The organism is Winogradskyella sp. MIT101101, assembly GCF_047126865.1.
Lineage (GTDB): Bacteria > Bacteroidota > Bacteroidia > Flavobacteriales > Flavobacteriaceae > Winogradskyella > Winogradskyella ouciana.
The window spans coordinates 1,945,768-1,961,992 of the sequence record NZ_CP138982.1 but is presented as its reverse complement, the minus strand read 5'-3'; the positions used below and the strand labels follow the sequence as shown (position 1 = coordinate 1,961,992).

Annotated in this window: 15 protein-coding genes; 8 read left to right on the top strand and 7 right to left on the bottom strand. The window is 34.9% G+C overall.

Translation table 11 applies throughout. The features are described 5' to 3' along the window. Positions 1 to 20: 20 nt before the first annotated feature. A complete protein-coding gene (locus tag SIB89_RS08870) occupies positions 21 to 3,152 on the bottom strand; it encodes a UvrD-helicase domain-containing protein (protein WP_412559506.1) in 3,132 nt (1,043 codons plus the stop codon). Between the two features lie 113 nt (positions 3,153 to 3,265). On the opposite strand from SIB89_RS08870, the gene SIB89_RS08865 reads away from it, so the two are divergent. Further along, on the top strand, positions 3,266 to 3,874 hold the full coding sequence (locus tag SIB89_RS08865) for a superoxide dismutase (RefSeq protein ID WP_155089085.1): 609 nt from the start codon (positions 3,266 to 3,268) through the stop codon (positions 3,872 to 3,874). Positions 3,875 to 4,353: 479 nt separating this feature from the next. Here SIB89_RS08865 and SIB89_RS08860 read toward each other — a convergent pair whose 3' ends face one another. The 4 genes from SIB89_RS08860 to purN all read right to left on the bottom strand — a co-directional run bounded on the left by SIB89_RS08860 (position 4,354) and on the right by purN (position 8,565). After that, positions 4,354 to 6,252 carry an amidophosphoribosyltransferase gene (locus tag SIB89_RS08860; RefSeq protein WP_412561896.1) on the bottom strand — a complete coding sequence of 633 codons (1,899 nt, stop codon included), beginning with the start codon at positions 6,250 to 6,252 and terminating at the stop codon, positions 4,354 to 4,356. A 45-nt stretch (positions 6,253 to 6,297) separates the two neighbouring features. Continuing rightward, positions 6,298 to 7,224, bottom strand: coding sequence for a PfkB family carbohydrate kinase (locus tag SIB89_RS08855; RefSeq protein ID WP_273289167.1), 927 nt, complete (start codon positions 7,222 to 7,224; stop codon positions 6,298 to 6,300). 79 nt (positions 7,225 to 7,303) lie between these two features. After that, positions 7,304 to 7,945, bottom strand: coding sequence for a viroplasmin family protein (locus SIB89_RS08850; protein ID WP_412559505.1), 642 nt, complete (start codon positions 7,943 to 7,945; stop codon positions 7,304 to 7,306). 56 nt (positions 7,946 to 8,001) lie between these two features. Continuing rightward, the gene (purN, locus tag SIB89_RS08845) at positions 8,002 to 8,565 is read right to left on the bottom strand and encodes a phosphoribosylglycinamide formyltransferase (RefSeq protein ID WP_412559504.1); all 564 of its coding nucleotides are present in this window, start codon (positions 8,563 to 8,565) and stop codon (positions 8,002 to 8,004) included. Positions 8,566 to 8,747: 182 nt separating this feature from the next. Here purN and SIB89_RS08840 point away from each other — a divergent pair, with 182 nt between their 5' ends. The 5 genes from SIB89_RS08840 to pyk all read left to right on the top strand — a co-directional run bounded on the left by SIB89_RS08840 (position 8,748) and on the right by pyk (position 13,032). After that, positions 8,748 to 8,981, top strand: coding sequence for an acyl carrier protein (locus tag SIB89_RS08840; protein ID WP_008269813.1), 234 nt, complete (start codon positions 8,748 to 8,750; stop codon positions 8,979 to 8,981). Positions 8,982 to 8,994: 13 nt separating this feature from the next. Further along, positions 8,995 to 10,245: a beta-ketoacyl-ACP synthase II gene (gene fabF / locus SIB89_RS08835; RefSeq protein WP_412559503.1), complete on the top strand. Its 1,251-nt coding sequence runs from the start codon at positions 8,995 to 8,997 to the stop codon at positions 10,243 to 10,245. A gap of 7 nt (positions 10,246 to 10,252) precedes the next feature. Beyond that, positions 10,253 to 10,996, top strand: a complete 744-nt coding sequence (gene rnc / locus SIB89_RS08830) for a ribonuclease III (protein ID WP_155089079.1) — start codon at positions 10,253 to 10,255, stop codon at positions 10,994 to 10,996. A 121-nt stretch (positions 10,997 to 11,117) separates the two neighbouring features. Beyond that, complete coding sequence (locus SIB89_RS08825; RefSeq protein ID WP_412559502.1) at positions 11,118 to 11,594, top strand: IPExxxVDY family protein; 477 nt, start codon at positions 11,118 to 11,120, stop codon at positions 11,592 to 11,594. A 4-nt stretch (positions 11,595 to 11,598) separates the two neighbouring features. Next, positions 11,599 to 13,032, top strand: a complete 1,434-nt coding sequence (gene pyk, locus SIB89_RS08820; RefSeq protein ID WP_412559501.1) for a pyruvate kinase — start codon at positions 11,599 to 11,601, stop codon at positions 13,030 to 13,032. A gap of 14 nt (positions 13,033 to 13,046) precedes the next feature. On the opposite strand, the gene SIB89_RS08815 is transcribed toward pyk, so the two are convergent. Next, positions 13,047 to 14,024, bottom strand: a complete 978-nt coding sequence (locus tag SIB89_RS08815) for a TolB family protein (RefSeq protein WP_412559500.1) — start codon at positions 14,022 to 14,024, stop codon at positions 13,047 to 13,049. A gap of 46 nt (positions 14,025 to 14,070) precedes the next feature. Beyond that, a complete protein-coding gene (dinB, locus tag SIB89_RS08810; protein ID WP_412559499.1) occupies positions 14,071 to 15,183 on the bottom strand; it encodes a DNA polymerase IV in 1,113 nt (370 codons plus the stop codon). Positions 15,184 to 15,226: 43 nt separating this feature from the next. Here dinB and SIB89_RS08805 point away from each other — a divergent pair, with 43 nt between their 5' ends. Continuing rightward, the gene (locus SIB89_RS08805) at positions 15,227 to 15,703 is read left to right on the top strand and encodes a CYTH domain-containing protein (protein WP_412559498.1); all 477 of its coding nucleotides are present in this window, start codon (positions 15,227 to 15,229) and stop codon (positions 15,701 to 15,703) included. Then, positions 15,700 to 16,206: a YciI family protein gene (locus tag SIB89_RS08800; protein ID WP_412559497.1), complete on the top strand. Its 507-nt coding sequence runs from the start codon at positions 15,700 to 15,702 to the stop codon at positions 16,204 to 16,206. The genes SIB89_RS08805 and SIB89_RS08800 overlap by 4 nt, the downstream gene beginning before the upstream one ends. Positions 16,207 to 16,225 lie beyond the last annotated feature (19 nt).

The window sequence follows — 16,225 nt, the reverse complement described above, 5'->3', positions numbered from 1 at the left end:
GCAAAGATACTATCAATAAATTATACTTCAATGACTTCGACAGTATCATTTATATAAACAATATACTTGTGCTTTATGGAATAATTCATGACTTCAAGAATTGAAGCATAACTATTTAGCTGGGATTTATATGAGGTTTTTTGCTCACCAGTTTTGTAATCTATAATGATGGCTTCATTATTGGGATGAATATTTATACGGTCTGGTCTTAGGATTTGACCAGTATTGGTAATAATATCTCTTTCGTTATATATTTCGAATTCACTTGTAAAATATGGGCTTAATTTTTGGTGTTGTATTACTTCCATTACTAAATCTCTTAATTCTTTCTCCTCTGAGCTTAGAATATCCCCAGATACCACCAAGTCATTGATTGCAAAATCTACATCCTGGCTCGTTTTAATCTTAGATAGAATAAGATGCACTAGGTTACCACGTTCCATCGCTCTTTCTTGTTTTGTGTCCCAAAGTTGACCAGACTTGGTAATAATATTTAGGTTGTGATCTTCTTTGGGAACAGAAGTGAGTTGAAGAGGCTCATTTTTATCTTCTGACTCTGGTCTTTTTTGATTATTAATGAGTGAGCCGAAACTATAAGTTGATTGGTTATCGGACCACTTTCCTAAAGTCTGTAAATAAGAAATGAACATTCCAGCATAGGTGTTTTCAGCAACCACACCTTTATTATTTATGTCTTTTTTTGAAATTACATAAAGCTGCTCTACAGCTCTAGTAAGTGTAACGTACAAAAGGTTTAAATTATCGAGTTCTAATTGTGATTGGTGTGTGTTATATATGAGTTGTCCTATTTCTCCAAAATGCTCAGTGTCCTTATTGTAATTGAGCAAAAGAGTTTCAAAGCCATTATAGTCATTTTCCTCTACTGGAAACCATGTCTTTGGGTCTAACTCTCTGTAAATATTTAAATCCGCAAATGGAAATATGACCACAGGAAACTCTAACCCTTTAGACTTATGAATGGTCATTATCTGAACTGCATTCATGTTTTTTGGGGAAACAACACTAAGACTGTCCTTTTTCTTGTCAAAATAGTCAATAAAAGCAGCTAGATCTGAATTTTGCTTTTGAGTAAATTCTAAAACAACATCTAAATAAAACATAAGATAGGCATCAGATGAATTATGAAGATTGAAGGTTCTTATCAGTTGCTCAACCAGCTCATAAAGCGACATGCGCAAAAGCTCGTTTTTTTCTAGAAATATATCTAAACTCTTTAAGCTTAAAAACAATTCTTCAATACTTGGTTTAAGGTGTGTTTCAAAAAACAAATGTTTATCATTGATGCTATGTTGTTCGGCTATGAATGATAAAATTTCAATCTTTAAGCTGTCATTATTAGGCTGTAGCAACAAGCGTAAAAACGAATCGAGAAAATTAACCTTATCAGAATTCTTTAAAAGTAAAGTCTCTGGAGATGTAATTTCTATACCATTTTCACTGAGATGGTTAGCAATGGCTACGCCTTCTTTTCGCTTTCTAACAATTATACAAATATCATTAAGTGAATAGCCATTGTTTTGACACTCTTTTATTCTGTTGAGCACCTGGCTTGCGTATAAATCAGTAGCATCATCATCTTTAGAAATATCTAAAAATTCGATATTTACATAGCCTTCAATGTCATTATTTAAGTTTTGATTTGAGTTTTCGTAAAGTTCTGCATAACGTTTGTCGCTAAAATAATTCTCACTCAAAAACTTAAAAAACCCATTATTGAAATTAATAATCTCCTTCGCGCTTCTGTAATTGGTGTCGAGGGTTAAGACTTGAGCTTCTACCTGAAACGGATTTTCGATTTTGTTATAAAGATCAATAAACTGTTCCGCCTCACCACCACGCCATCTATAAATAGCTTGTTTGGCATCACCAACCAACATCACAGAGCCATTTGAAGTCGATAAAGAACTGTCTAAAAGCGAAGTGAGGTTTCTCCATTGCATTTTAGATGTATCCTGAAACTCGTCAATAAAGTAATGCTTAAATTTCTCTCCCAGCCGTTCATAAATAAATGGTGTAGGTTGGTCTTTAATTTCGTTGCTTATGATTTTGTTAAACTCCGAAATGAGCAATTTATTCTGCTCTTCCTTGAGCATATTTAGTTCATTTTGAATAGCATTGAGAACTGATAAAGGCGTAATATTTTTATAAAATCCTTTTTTTAGCTTTAACTCTATAATTAAGGCCTTAGTTTTGAGAAAAGCCTCGGCCAAATCGGGTTGAACACTTTCAATCGTAGAGGCAATAGTTTCTGAAACTCGTTTAGGGTATAGGCTATCTCCATTTATTAAGTTGTTTTGCCATACGGACCCAAATGCAACATCAAAATTTTTATGAATAAGCTTATTAAAATACTTTGGAAGATATTTACCGCTAAAATCATCCTCTTGTAAACCACATTCATCAATTAAGGTTAAGACTGTTTCGGCAATTTTTATAATATCAACTTCAAGTTTAGTAATTTGTTGGCTTAAACTAGATTTTAAAATTTTAAAATCAGTAATGTTTTTGTTTTTTAGGGTTTCTATAGCCCGTAAATCGTTTTCACTCACCAAAAGCTTCGCTATTTTATTAAAATCGTAACTGATGTCCCAGCTTTTGTCATCATCAGCTTTTTCAATGGCGAAATCTACCAGTACTTTTGTGAGTGCTTTATCTGTTCCTGCTTTGGCAATAAGACTATCAACGGCTTCATTCAAAAGGCGCTCTTGGTCTAATTCCACTTCAAAATTTACAGGTAATTTTAAATCGTGGGCAAAAGTTCTAATAACCCTATGTGTAAATCCGTCTATAGTAGAAATATCAAACGCACCATAATTATGGATAATATGTTTGAGTATGTGCTTAGACTTATTATGAAGGTTTTCAGCTGAAATGGACAATTCTTCACAGATAGCAGTAAACATAGGGTGTGGTTCTCTAAGGCTTTTTTCTTGAGAAAACAGCTTGAGCATCTCAATAATCCTTTCTTTCATCTCACCAACCGCCTTATTGGTAAATGTAATGGCTAAAATGGATTTAAACTGATCGTAATTTTGGGATTGGACCAATATTTTAATATACGATTTGGCTAAAGTGAATGTTTTTCCACTACCAGCAGAAGCATTGTATATTTTAAAGGGTGAATTTGACAAAAGATAAATTTTATACCAAAATAGGGAATCTTAATAATTTATTTAGAACTTCTTGTTTTCAAAATCGTAAATTTGTTAGAATTGAAATATTAACCATTAAAAATAAATACATTATGGCTTTTGAATTACCAAAATTAAAATACGCTTATGATGCTTTAGTACCACATATTGATGCTCGCACAATGGAGATTCATCATTCTAAACATCATCAAGGTTACACCAATAAATTGAATGGCGCAATTGAAGGCACCGATCTTGAAGGAAAAACAATTGAAAATATCCTTATTAATTTAGATATGGATAACAAAGCAGTTAGAAATAACGGAGGTGGTTTTTACAACCACTCATTGTTTTGGGAAGTTATGAATCCAGAGGATAAAGGTTACCTTTCAGGGGATTTAAAGGATGCAATTGAGGCAGAATTTGGATCTAAAGAGGCTTTTGTCGATGCGTTTTCTAAAGCTGCTGCAACACAGTTTGGTTCTGGTTGGGCTTGGTTATGTGTCCATAAAGGAGGTAAGGTTGAAGTTTGTTCAACTCCTAACCAAGATAATCCATTAATGCCAGGAGTTGGTTGTGGTGGAACACCAATATTAGGTTTAGATGTTTGGGAACATGCATATTATTTAAACTACCAAAACAGAAGACCAGATTATATTGATGCCTTTTTTAAGGTAATTAACTGGAATGAAGTTGAGCGTCGTTACGCAGAAGCGAAATAAGTAGTGGCATAACACAAATAAAAAATCCAGGCTTGTCGAGCTTGGATTTTTTATGAATTAAAATGAAAAAAGGTGAACGAGAGTTCACCTTTTTTGCCCCAAATCTACCATAAACTTAACCTACTTATGTTATGGTGAGTCAAATATAAGTTCACATCATTTTAACTTCTGAATTTTTTGGATAAACGACCTATATATTAGTCTAAGCGTGGAAACTACTTTGATTACTTAGCTTTTAGTTAATAAATAACCCCTGGAAATTAAAAATTCAAGGATTTTTATTTTAATGGTATCCATAAAAAAAGGTGAACACTGTTCACCTTTTTTTGCCCCAAATCTACCATGAACTTAACCTACTTATGTTATGGTGATACCAAAGTAAATGTTATTTGTTAAAAGAGTACATATATTGGATGAAATGCATCTTTCTTAGATTAAATACACATTTTTTCGGATTAAACGTTAATTTTGAGCGATAATTAGTAAGCGCGCTCTTTATTTCCTTCGTAGAAATTTATAAATGCTCTATTCACTACTCTATTGCCTCCGTCTGTTGGATAGTCTCCAGTAAAATACCAATCTCCTAAATTCTTTGGACAAGCCTTATGAAGGTTTTCAACTGGCTGAAAAATGATTTTCACTTCTGCGTTCACGTCTTCATCACTCAAAAGTTCTGCGATTTTATCAGAAATTTGCTCGTCAGTAAAATTATTATAGATCTCTTTTACATAATTCACTACATTTTTATCATTTAGATGGACCTGCTCAAGACATTTTTTGTAAACGTCCTCTACAGTGTGGTATTGGTCATTATCTCTTAATAATTCTAAGGCAGCTCTAAAAGCCACAAGACTTTCTAGGTTTGCCATATCTATACCGTAGCAATCTGGGTAGCGTATTTGAGGAGCAGATGATACCACAACAATCTTTTTGGGATTCAAGCGGTCCATCATTTTTATGATACTTTTCTTAAGTGTAGTGCCTCGTACTATACTATCATCTATAATCACTAAATTATCTGTGGACTTTATAACTCCATAGGTTACGTCATATACGTGGGCAACTAAATCATCCCTACTACTATCTTCAGTAATAAATGTTCTTAGCTTTACATCTTTAATGGCAATCTTTTCTATTCGCGGTCTTTCTGATAATATTTCTGTAACTCTTTCTGCTGAAAGTTTTCCGTTTCCATCTAAGATAGATTTAGTTTTTTTGGCATTAAGGTGTTCTTCAACCGTATCAATCATTCCATAAAATGAAGTTTCAGCGGTGTTTGGTATAAATGAGAATACTGTGTTTTCAGTATCATTGCCAATAGCTTCAAGAACCTTAGGCATCAATAAACGACCTAATTCTTTTCTTTCTTTATAGATTTCTGCATCACTACCTCTAGAGAAATAAATACGTTCAAACGAACAAGCTTTACGCTCTAAGGGCTCTAGTATCTTTTTAATTTTAGTTTCACCAGATTTCTTTGTGATAATGGCATGTCCCGGATCTAATTCTTTTACATCTTCAAAAGCAACATTAAAAACGGTTTGTATTACAGGTCGCTCAGAAGCAACAACAACAACTTCGTCGTCTTTATAATAATATGTAGGCCTGATGCCTGCAGGGTCTCTTAAAACAAATGAATCTCCATGACCTAATAAGCCAGCCATGGCATAGCCGCCATCCCAATTTTTAGCCGCACGTTTTAATATTTTGCTCAGTTTTAAACGCTCAGCTATTAATGGCGAACATTCAATTTTTGAATAGCCTTCTTTTTTTAAGTCTTTATAGATTTTAGCGACAGCGTCATCTAGGAAATGACCAATTTTTTCCATTACAGTTATGGTGTCCGCTTTTTCCTTGGGATGCTGACCTAAATCTATCAAATTATCGAAAAGCTCATTAACATTGGTCATGTTAAAGTTACCGGCAACAATCAGATTTCGGTGCATCCAATTGTTCTGTCTCAGAAAAGGATGAACACTTTCCACACTGTTTTTCCCAAATGTGCCATAGCGTACATGACCCAATAACAATTCGCCAACGTAAGGAATATGCTTTTTTTGAAGTTCAGTGTTGTCTTTATACTCTGGGTGCTTTGTAATTTCCTCATTAATACGCTCATTAATCTGAGCAAATATATCTTGAATAGGCTGTTGCGCAATAGAACGCACTCTACTGATATAGCGTTCACCAGGGCTTGTGTCTAATTTAATACTTGCAAAACCAGCACCATCTTGTCCACGGTTGTGCTGCTTTTCCATCATTAGGTACATTTTATTGACACCATAAAAGGCACTCCCATACTTTTTCTTGTAATAATCTAATGGTTTTAAAAGTCTAATAAGTGCAATACCGCACTCATGTTTTAAAGCATCACTCATACTTCTATAATAAAAAAACGCACTCATTTTCAGAGTGCGCTAGATTTAAGTTAATTCTATATCAAATTGTGTTAGACTCTTAAATTGGCCTAATCGTTTATGTACTTCACTTGCAGTGAGATTAAGCATTCGCTCCGTGCCAAATTTTTCTACACAAAAGGATGCTAAGGTAGAACCGTAGATTACAGCATTCTTCATGTTCTCAAAGGAGTAATCTTCAGTTTTGGCTAAGTAACCTGCAAAGCCACCAGCAAAGGTATCACCTGCTCCTGTTGGATCAAAAACTTCTTCTAAAGGTAATGCAGGCGCATAGAATACATTATCGTCATGAAACAATAACGCTCCATGCTCACCTTTTTTAATCACTACATATTTTGGGCCCATCTCATGAATCTTTCTAGCAGCAACAACTAATGAATATTCTCCGGTTAATTGTCTTGCTTCCTCATCATTGATAGTGATAACGTCTATATGTTTTATAGTATTGTGTAAATCCTCTAGGGCACAATCCATCCAAAAATTCATAGTATCTAGTATGGCCAACTTTGGCTTAGTCTCCATCTGGTTTAAAACACTCATTTGGGTTAATGGATGTAAATTGCCGAGCATTACCACCTCAGCATCCTTATAATCTTCAGGAACTTTAGGTTCAAAATCGGCAAGTACGTTTAATTCGGTGACCAAGGTGTCTCTAGAGTTCATATCATTATGGTACTTACCACTCCAAAAGAAGGTTTTGCCGTCTTTTACAATTTCAACACCAGAAATATCGATATTTCTGTCTGTCATTAAATCTAAGTACTCTTGTGGAAAATCGCCTCCAACCACAGATACAACTGCGGAATCAACATTAAAATTTGACGCAGCCAAACCTATAAAAGTCCCAGCACCACCAAGAATTTTATCGGTTTTGCCAAAAGGTGTTTCAATAGCATCAAAAGCCACTGTTCCGACAATTACTAATTTACCCATTAAAGTAAGTTTGAATTAAGGTGCAAAAGTACATAAAATATCTTCCTTGTGAAATAGCGCCCTGACCTAATAATAGAAATTATTTTCTTCCAAAATCTGCAGGAATTTCTCCCCAAGCCTTTGTTTCCCATTTTACTATGGTAGTAGAATAATTATTGGTTTTCAACCATTTTACAGCTCTATCAACCAACTCAAACAAATCTTTGTTTTTGTTATTCCGCTCAAGTTTAGTATTGCAAGTTTTTTTTCGTACCCAACTCATAGCGGTTTTAGAATCTGTGTAGATAATCCTGTCACTTTTATGTTGCTTTAAGAATGCCAAACCATGTACTATGGCCAAGAATTCGCCTATGTTATTAGTGCCTTCCTCAAAAGGACCTTGTATAAAAAGTTGTTTTTTGGACTTGGTATCTACACCACGATATTCCATTTTACCAGGATTACCAGATGATGCTGCGTCAACTGAAATAGAGTTGTAATTAGGCTGCCCTATTTTTTTTAGTTGCTCTTTAGAAAGTTCACTTTTAAAACTTTTCGATTTTCCTATATGGTCTTTTGGCCCATCTCTATATGCTTTCTTTGCTGCGTCAAAAGTTGTGAAGGATTTATACTGTGCTCCTTTAAAGTCTTTGATTTGAGCCTTGCAATCATGCCAAGATTCAAAGACTCCTGTGTTATGGCCTTTCCAGACGGTGTAATATTTTTTTTTCTTTTTTGACATGAATTATTTTGACACGGATTTCACAGATCGTTTTGGAATTTAGATTTTGAAATTTGTTAATTAATTAATTGCTGTACCACCTTAGGAAAATGTTTCATCTCCAACTCATGAATCTTTTTAGCCACATCTTCAGCAGAATCCGATGGTTCAACCTCACACTTAGCCTGGAAAATTATAGCTCCTTCGTCATAATTTTCATTTACGTAATGAATTGTTATCCCAGTTTCGGTTTCTTTATTAGCTACAACAGCTTCGTGAACAAATTTCCCATACATCCCTTTTCCGCCATATTTTGGTAATAGAGCAGGATGGATATTTATCACTTTATTTTCAAATTCCTTGAGGATAAATTCAGGAAACTTCCAAAGAAAACCTGCCAAAACAATAAGGTCTGGTTGAGACGCTTTTAGAATATTCAACACATCTTCAGACTTTGAAAAGGCAATTCTATTGAATGATAAAGTGCTCACTTTTAATTTATTACATCGCTCTAAGACTTTGGCATGAGGATTGTTAGTCAATACCTGAATAACAGACGCATTATCGCTGTCGTGAAAAAACTTAATTAAATTTTCAGCATTACTTCCACTTCCGGACGCAAAAATTACAATTCGTTTCATATACTTGCCATCATGTTCAAATTATTCAAACAAAAAAAAGAATAATAATTAACAATTAGGGCAAAACGGAATACTTCTATTTTATTTTTACTAAATTAAAAGCACATTTTATTGGTAAAGATGATTTTTAACGTAAAGTTTTTTATTTTTGCCATCTAATTAAAACTTAAAATTAAAAGATTATGTCAGACATTGCATCACGAGTAAAAGCGATTATCGTAGACAAATTAGGTGTTGATGAAAACGAAGTTGTAACTGAAGCGAGCTTCACTAACGACTTAGGTGCAGATTCATTGGATACTGTAGAATTAATAATGGAATTTGAAAAAGAATTTGATATTCAAATCCCAGATGATCAAGCTGAGAACATTGCAACAGTTGGTCAAGCTATCTCTTACATAGAAGAAGCAAAATAAGAACTTTATTTTTATGGAATTAAAGCGAGTCGTAGTTACTGGTCTAGGTGCTCTTACGCCAATTGGCAATACCAAAGATGAATATTGGAATGGTCTTGTTAATGGTGAAAGTGGTGCTGCTCCAATTACACATTTTGATGCTGAGAAGTTCAAAACACAATTCGCTTGTGAAGTAAAAAACTTTGAAGTTACTGACTTTATTGACAGAAAGCTGGCAAAGCGAATGGACAAGTTTTCGCAGTATGCAATGGTTGCTTCGGATGAAGCAATTGCAGACTCAAAACTTGATCTAGATTCATTAAACAAATATAGAGTAGGAGTTATTTGGGGAGCTGGTATTGGTGGTTTAGAGACATTTCAGGAAGAAGTGTTAAATTATGCTGCTGGTGATGGCACACCTCGTTTTAACCCTTTCTTCATTCCGAAAATGATTGCTGATATTGCACCAGGAAACATATCTATTAAATATGGTTTCATGGGACCAAACTACACAACGGTTTCTGCTTGTGCTTCTTCTGCTAATTCAATGATCGATGCCTTAAACACGATACGTTTAGGTCATTGTGATGTTGTAATTACAGGTGGAAGTGAAGCTGCGGTTACCATTGCTGGTATGGGAGGTTTCAACGCTATGCATGCTATGAGCACTCGTAACGATAATCCAGAAACAGCTTCTAGACCTTTTGATGCTAACCGAGATGGTTTTGTACTGGGAGAAGGAGCCGGTTCTATTGTTTTAGAAGAGTATGAGCATGCAAAAGCAAGAGGAGCAAAGATCTATGCGGAAGTAGTAGGCGGAGGTTTATCTTCTGATGCTTATCATATGACAGCACCTCACCCAGATGGTATAGGAGTTGTTGCGGTAATGAAAAATTGTTTAGAGAATGCTGGTTTAAATCCTGAAGATGTAGATCATATTAATACACACGGTACATCCACACCATTAGGTGATGTTGCCGAACTTAAAGCTATATCTGAAGTATTTGGCAGCCATGCTAAAAACATAAATATTAATTCTACCAAGTCTATGACTGGTCACTTGTTGGGTGCTGCTGGAGCTATTGAAGCTATTGCTTCGATTTTGGCTTTAGAACATGGAATTATTCCACCGACAATTAACCACGAAACTCACGATGAGAATATAGACCCAGAATTAAATTTAACGCTCAATGAAGCGCAGAAACGAGATATAAAAGTCGCAATGAGTAATACATTTGGATTTGGCGGCCACAACGCTTGTGTGTTATTTAAAAAAATAGATTAAATCCCGAATGACTTTCATTCGTAACATATTAAAAAATTCCCGTTCTCAAGGAGACGGGAATTTTTTTTTACAACTAAAAAATATTCTTGGCTTTAAGCCAAAATCTAAATCACTTTACATAAAAGCTTTTACCCATCGTTCTATGAATATTAGGGACAAAAAGGGCAACCCTATTAACTATGAACGTTTGGAGTTTGTTGGTGATGCCATGCTGAGTTCCGTTATTGCAGCATACCTATACGAGAAAGTGCCCCATGGTGACGAAGGCTATCTTACAAAGATGCGCTCTAAAGTAGTAAGTAGGGAGCACTTAAATGAACTTGGTAAAGAACTCAACCTCATTGACTTGGTGCAAAGTAGAATACCAAAGTCTAATTTTGGTAACAACATCCACGGTAATCTTTTTGAAGCTTTAGTAGGTGCCATTTATTTAGATAAAGGTTATAAAACTTGCGAAAACTTTATTTACAAACGTGTTATTAATCCTCATGTAGATATAGAGACCTTAGAAGGCAAAGTTATTAGTTATAAAAGTCTGTTGATTGAGTGGTGCCAAAAAGAAAAAAACACATTCGATTATGAAGTCTACGAGGACACAGGCAAAGATGAGTTAAAGCACTTTTCTGTTAAACTTAGTATTAATGATAAAGTGGTCTCAAAGGCCAGGGCAACTTCAAAAAAGAAAGCTGAAGAAAAGGCATCCAAACGCGCTTTTTTTGCATTTCAGAAGCAAATTACCAAGCTTATTTAATTCAAGAATTTAATTTTATTAAACTACAACGTTTTCGTAGATTTTAAGGGTTAAGATTAACCAAAAGTTAATAAATCTAAGGCATTTATATTCTATATTTACATTTCAGAGTTATGACTATATGGCTTTACACAAACTTCTTGTTGACGATTTTTATGACGAGACCTACAAACTCATTGCTATTCATTGTGGGCTAGAAGACTATCGTTTGGCTTATTTACTTAACCAAAGTTTAGAACTAAACTTAAAGCGTAAATCCAAAGATCTTGATTTTGAATATTTAAAATCTTCGTACAGTATTTTTGAGTGGAATAACGTTTCACAATTTGTAACATGGAACTTGGTTTCTAACGTATGCAAAAAAGAGGAAGAGAGTCTATATAGTACAGGCTTATTTCAAACTAATGAAAAAGTATTAAAGACTTTTAATTTAGTCCCAGAGTACAAAAGGGTAGATTACTTTATAAAGATTTCTGATGAGATACAGAATGTAAACGAAAAATTAATCTTGGATAAACTGCAGAATATTCCGCAGATTGTAACAAGTTATTCTGTTAATCCGATACAATTAAAATCAAAAGACCATTTAATTTTTTGAATTGATGCTAAACAAAAAAACCAAAATAGTAGCCACATTAGGCCCAGCAACAAGTAGCAAGGACGTTTTAAAAGCCATGCTCGATGAAGGCGCCAATGTTTTTAGAATAAACTTTTCGCACGCGAATTATAAGGATGTTGAGGAGCGCATAAAAATGATAAGAGAGCTCAATGACGAGTTTGGATACAATGCTTCGATCTTAGCAGATTTACAAGGTCCCAAACTACGTGTTGGCACCATGAAAGGCGAAGTTGTTGTTAATGAAGGGGACGAAATTATTTTCGCAACTGGCAAACGATTTGAAGGCACTAAAGAACGTGTCTATATGACTTACGATAACTTTCCACAAGACGCTAAAAGAGGTGAAAGAATTCTACTGGATGATGGAAAATTAATTTTTGAAGTCGTTTCCACAGACGGAAAGTCTGAAGTAAAGGCAGAAGTTATACAAGGCGGTCCTTTAAAATCTAAAAAAGGGGTAAACCTTCCAAATACAGATATCTCTCAACCTGCTTTGACAAAAAAGGATATAGAGGATGCCATTTTTGCTATAGGACAAAAGGTGGATTGGATCGCTTTATCCTTTGTTAGGCATGCTGAGGATTTAATGCAATTGGAAGAATTAATTAAAGAGCATAGTGATCATAAAATTCCGATTATTGCTAAGATAGAAAAGCCAGAAGCTGTTGAAAACATTGATAAAATTGTTGCTTACTGTGATGGTTTAATGGTAGCTCGTGGTGATTTAGGTGTTGAAATACCAGCTGAGGAAGTGCCATTAATTCAAAAGAAATTAGTACTAAGAGCCAAACGCGCAAGAATTCCTGTAATCATAGCTACGCAAATGATGGAAACCATGATTACAAGCTTAACACCAACACGTGCTGAGGTCAACGATGTTGCCAATTCGGTAATGGATGGTGCTGATGCGGTAATGCTTTCAGGAGAAACCTCTGTTGGGCAATATCCTGTACAAGTGATACGCCAAATGGCAAATATTATACGTAGTGTAGAAGATTCTCCCTTAATTGAAGTGCCACAATCTCCTCCTCATATACGTACCAAACGGTATATAACTAAATCTATTTGTTATCACGCTGCTAATATGGCAAATGAGATCAATGCCAAAACCATTTCTACCTTGACCAATAGTGGTTACACGGCTTTTCAGATTTCTGCATGGAGACCACAAGCCCATATTTTAGTGTTTACATCTAACAAGCGTATTTTAACACAACTGAGTTTACTTTGGGGAGTAGAAGCTTTTTTCTATGATAAGTTTGTAAGTACTGACGAAACGGTTGGTGACATTAATAAAATTGCTAAAGAGCGAGGTTATCTTAAAAAAGGCGATATGGCCATTAGCTTAGCTTCCATGCCAATTACGGAAAAGGGGATGGTGAATACCTTACGTGTTAGGGAGATTACTAATGATTAGAGGTTTAAAAGTATTTAATTTCTAAACTCTACATGATAAATCCGGCTTGCGCCATTATCATATTTATTAATTTCAGAGATTAACTCCTCTGTGTTGGTAAAACCATTTTCTTTTGACTCTACGCTACTTCTTCGGCTTGTAAAATAAAGTGTTCCGTTATTTACAAAAGGACAAAATTCCATGTATTTGGAATTAATGGTTTCTCCTAGATTTTCAGCAGTTGTCCATTCACCATTTACACTTCTACTGATATACATATCACCAGAACCAATAGCGTCTGGTCTGCGCCAACCTCCGAAAATGATATAAGATTCATCTGGTGCAATAAAAGCATTATACTCAGCACCTTTGGTGTTCACTCCCTCTCCTAAAATTGTTGGCTCTGCATAAGCGTTGTTTTCCCATTTGCTTACATAGATATCGTCTGCAGATTCTAGTTCTTCTTTAATAAGAGTAAAATATAGATTGCCATTTGAAGCCACAGCAGGATAAAACTCATCACCATCTGTATTTATTGGTGCACCAATATTTTTTGGTTTTGACCATGCCTCAGCTTTAGTGGAACGCTCCACATACCAAATATCCATATCTTTTGTATTGGTGCTATCTTTTGAAACAGGTCTGTTAGATACAAAATAGAGCTTTAAATTATCGGGAGATAAAAAAGGTTCAAGATCTGTATATTGGCCTGAAAAACTACTAATTTCAGGGTCTTGCCATTCATTATTTTTCTTTTCAATTTTCATGATTACCGAAAGCTCTCTTGCTGGACTTTGCAATGAAAAATAAGCCTCGGTTTCGTCTTTATCAACTGTAAAATCCCTAACATTAGTAAACTGCGAAAAGATATGTTCTGCAAAGGGTTGTACACCGCCTTTTTCTTGGTTTTCCATTTCTGGTTCAGAAGTTACTTCTTTTGAAGCTTCATTATCTTTACATGAAGAAATTGAGAGTAATATGACTACAGCGATTAGTACATTTAAGAATTTCATACGTGGTTGATTTAGTAGTTGACATAAACTTAAGAAATTCAACGGATTAAAAATCGAACTTTAACTGAACGCTAACAGATTTCTTTTTGTCTTCCGAAGCCTTTGCTTTGACTGACTTATCTGTATTTAAGTTAGAGAGAGAAATTCCTAAAAGTCTCACCGAATTTTTTAGTTTGTCTTGATATAACAAATCTTTTGCAGTCTCTAAAATAACAGCCTTATCGCTTACAAAATAAGGAAGTGTCTTACTTCGCGTCTGTAATGTAAAATCAGAGTATTTTATTTTTAATGTTATGGTTTTTCCTGTAACTTTACTTTTTTCAAGTCGCTTGGCGACTTCTTCTGCAATATGGTCAAGCTTTTCTAGCATAAAAATTTCAGAAGACAAATTTTCACTGAATGTGCGCTCGGCAGCTAGAGACTTGCGTATGCGATTAGGTTTTACTTCACTATTGTGAATGCCTCGCACTACATAGTAATAATACCGACCTGACTTTCCGAAGTTTTCGTCTAAATATTCAAGACTTTTAGCTTTTAAATCCTTACCGGTAAAAATGCCTTTTTGATACATCTTTTCTGCGGTGACTTTACCAACACCATAGAATTTTCTAATGTCCAAATCTTCTAAAAATTGAAGCACGTCTTCAGGATTCACCGTTTTTTGGCCATTGGGCTTATTGTAATCGCTCGCAACCTTAGCAATAAACTTGTTGATTGAAATGCCTGCGGAAGCCGTTAAGCCAACTTCGTCAAAAATGCGTTGCCGTATCTTTTGAGCAATTAATGTCGCACTAGGCAAGCCTATTTTGTTTTCCGTTACGTCAAGATAGGCTTCATCTAGCGATAAAGGCTCTACTAAATCTGTGTACTCGAAAAAAATTTTCCGAATACGATTGGAGATGTCCTTATAACGTTCAAAATCTGTTCTAACAAAAATTAGTTCTGGGCATAGTTTTTCTGCCAGGCGACCAGACATGGCACTTCTTACTCCATATTTGCGAGCTTCATAACTTGCCGCACTTATCACGCCTCTTTTTCCGCCACCTCCAACAGCTATTGGTTTGCCTTTAAGTTCAGGGTTGTCCATTTGGGCTATGGAAGCATAAAACGCATCCATATCCACATGAATTATCTTTCTTATTGGTAAATCGTTTAGCATGCAGTAAATTTAGGGATTAAATATAGTTTAAGTAGTATCGATAATGGCCGTAGAAATTGAGCGTAAGTTTTTAGTGACATCTGATGGCTTTAAAAAAGAAGCTTCAACGACCTATAGTATTCAACAAGGTTTTTTAAACATTCATAAAGAACGAACTGTACGTGTGAGATTGAAGGAGGATAAAGGCTATTTGACTATAAAAGGAAAATCTTCTAACGATGGTTTATCTCGATTTGAATGGGAAAAAGAAATTACTAGGGCAGAAGCTGAAAATCTTTTAGACCTATGTGAAGAATCCATTATAGATAAGAAACGCTACGAAGTCAAATATGGCAGCCACACGTTTGAAGTTGATGAGTTTTATGGTAATAATGAAGGTTTAATTATTGCTGAAGTTGAACTACAATTTAAGAATGAAACTTTTGAAAGACCTAACTGGTTGGGTAAAGAAGTTACTGGTGATATAAAATATTATAATTCGCAATTAAGCAAACAACCATTTAAAAACTGGAAAGAATGAAAAATATACTAATAATTCTATGTGTATTTAGTTTACTATCATGTAAAAACGAAACAAAATCCAATGAGAAAACTTCAGAGTCCCAAGAAGAAAGTATTGAAACTATTAAAGAGCAATCTGTTGCTGAAATAAAAGCTAAACTTGTAGACGAGGGTTATGAGGTCTTTGATTATGTTGATGAGAAGACAAAGGATACTACATTAATGCAGCAATACTTTATAGCGTTTTTAAAACGCGGACCAATTAGAAATCAAAATGAAGAGGAATCCGCGAGACTTCAAAAAGAGCATTTAGCGCACTTAGGTAAAATGTACGAATTAGGTTATGCGGATATCTCTGGACCTTTTGGTGATGACGGTGATATTAGAGGTATCACAATTTACAACGTGCCAACTTTAGAAATGGCAGACAGTTTAGCAAATGCGGACCCAATGGTTAAAGCTGGACGATTAGTTATAGAATTGCATCCATGGTGGGCAGCTAAAGGCTTTCCATTACGATAAAACAAAAACGCTCTGATAT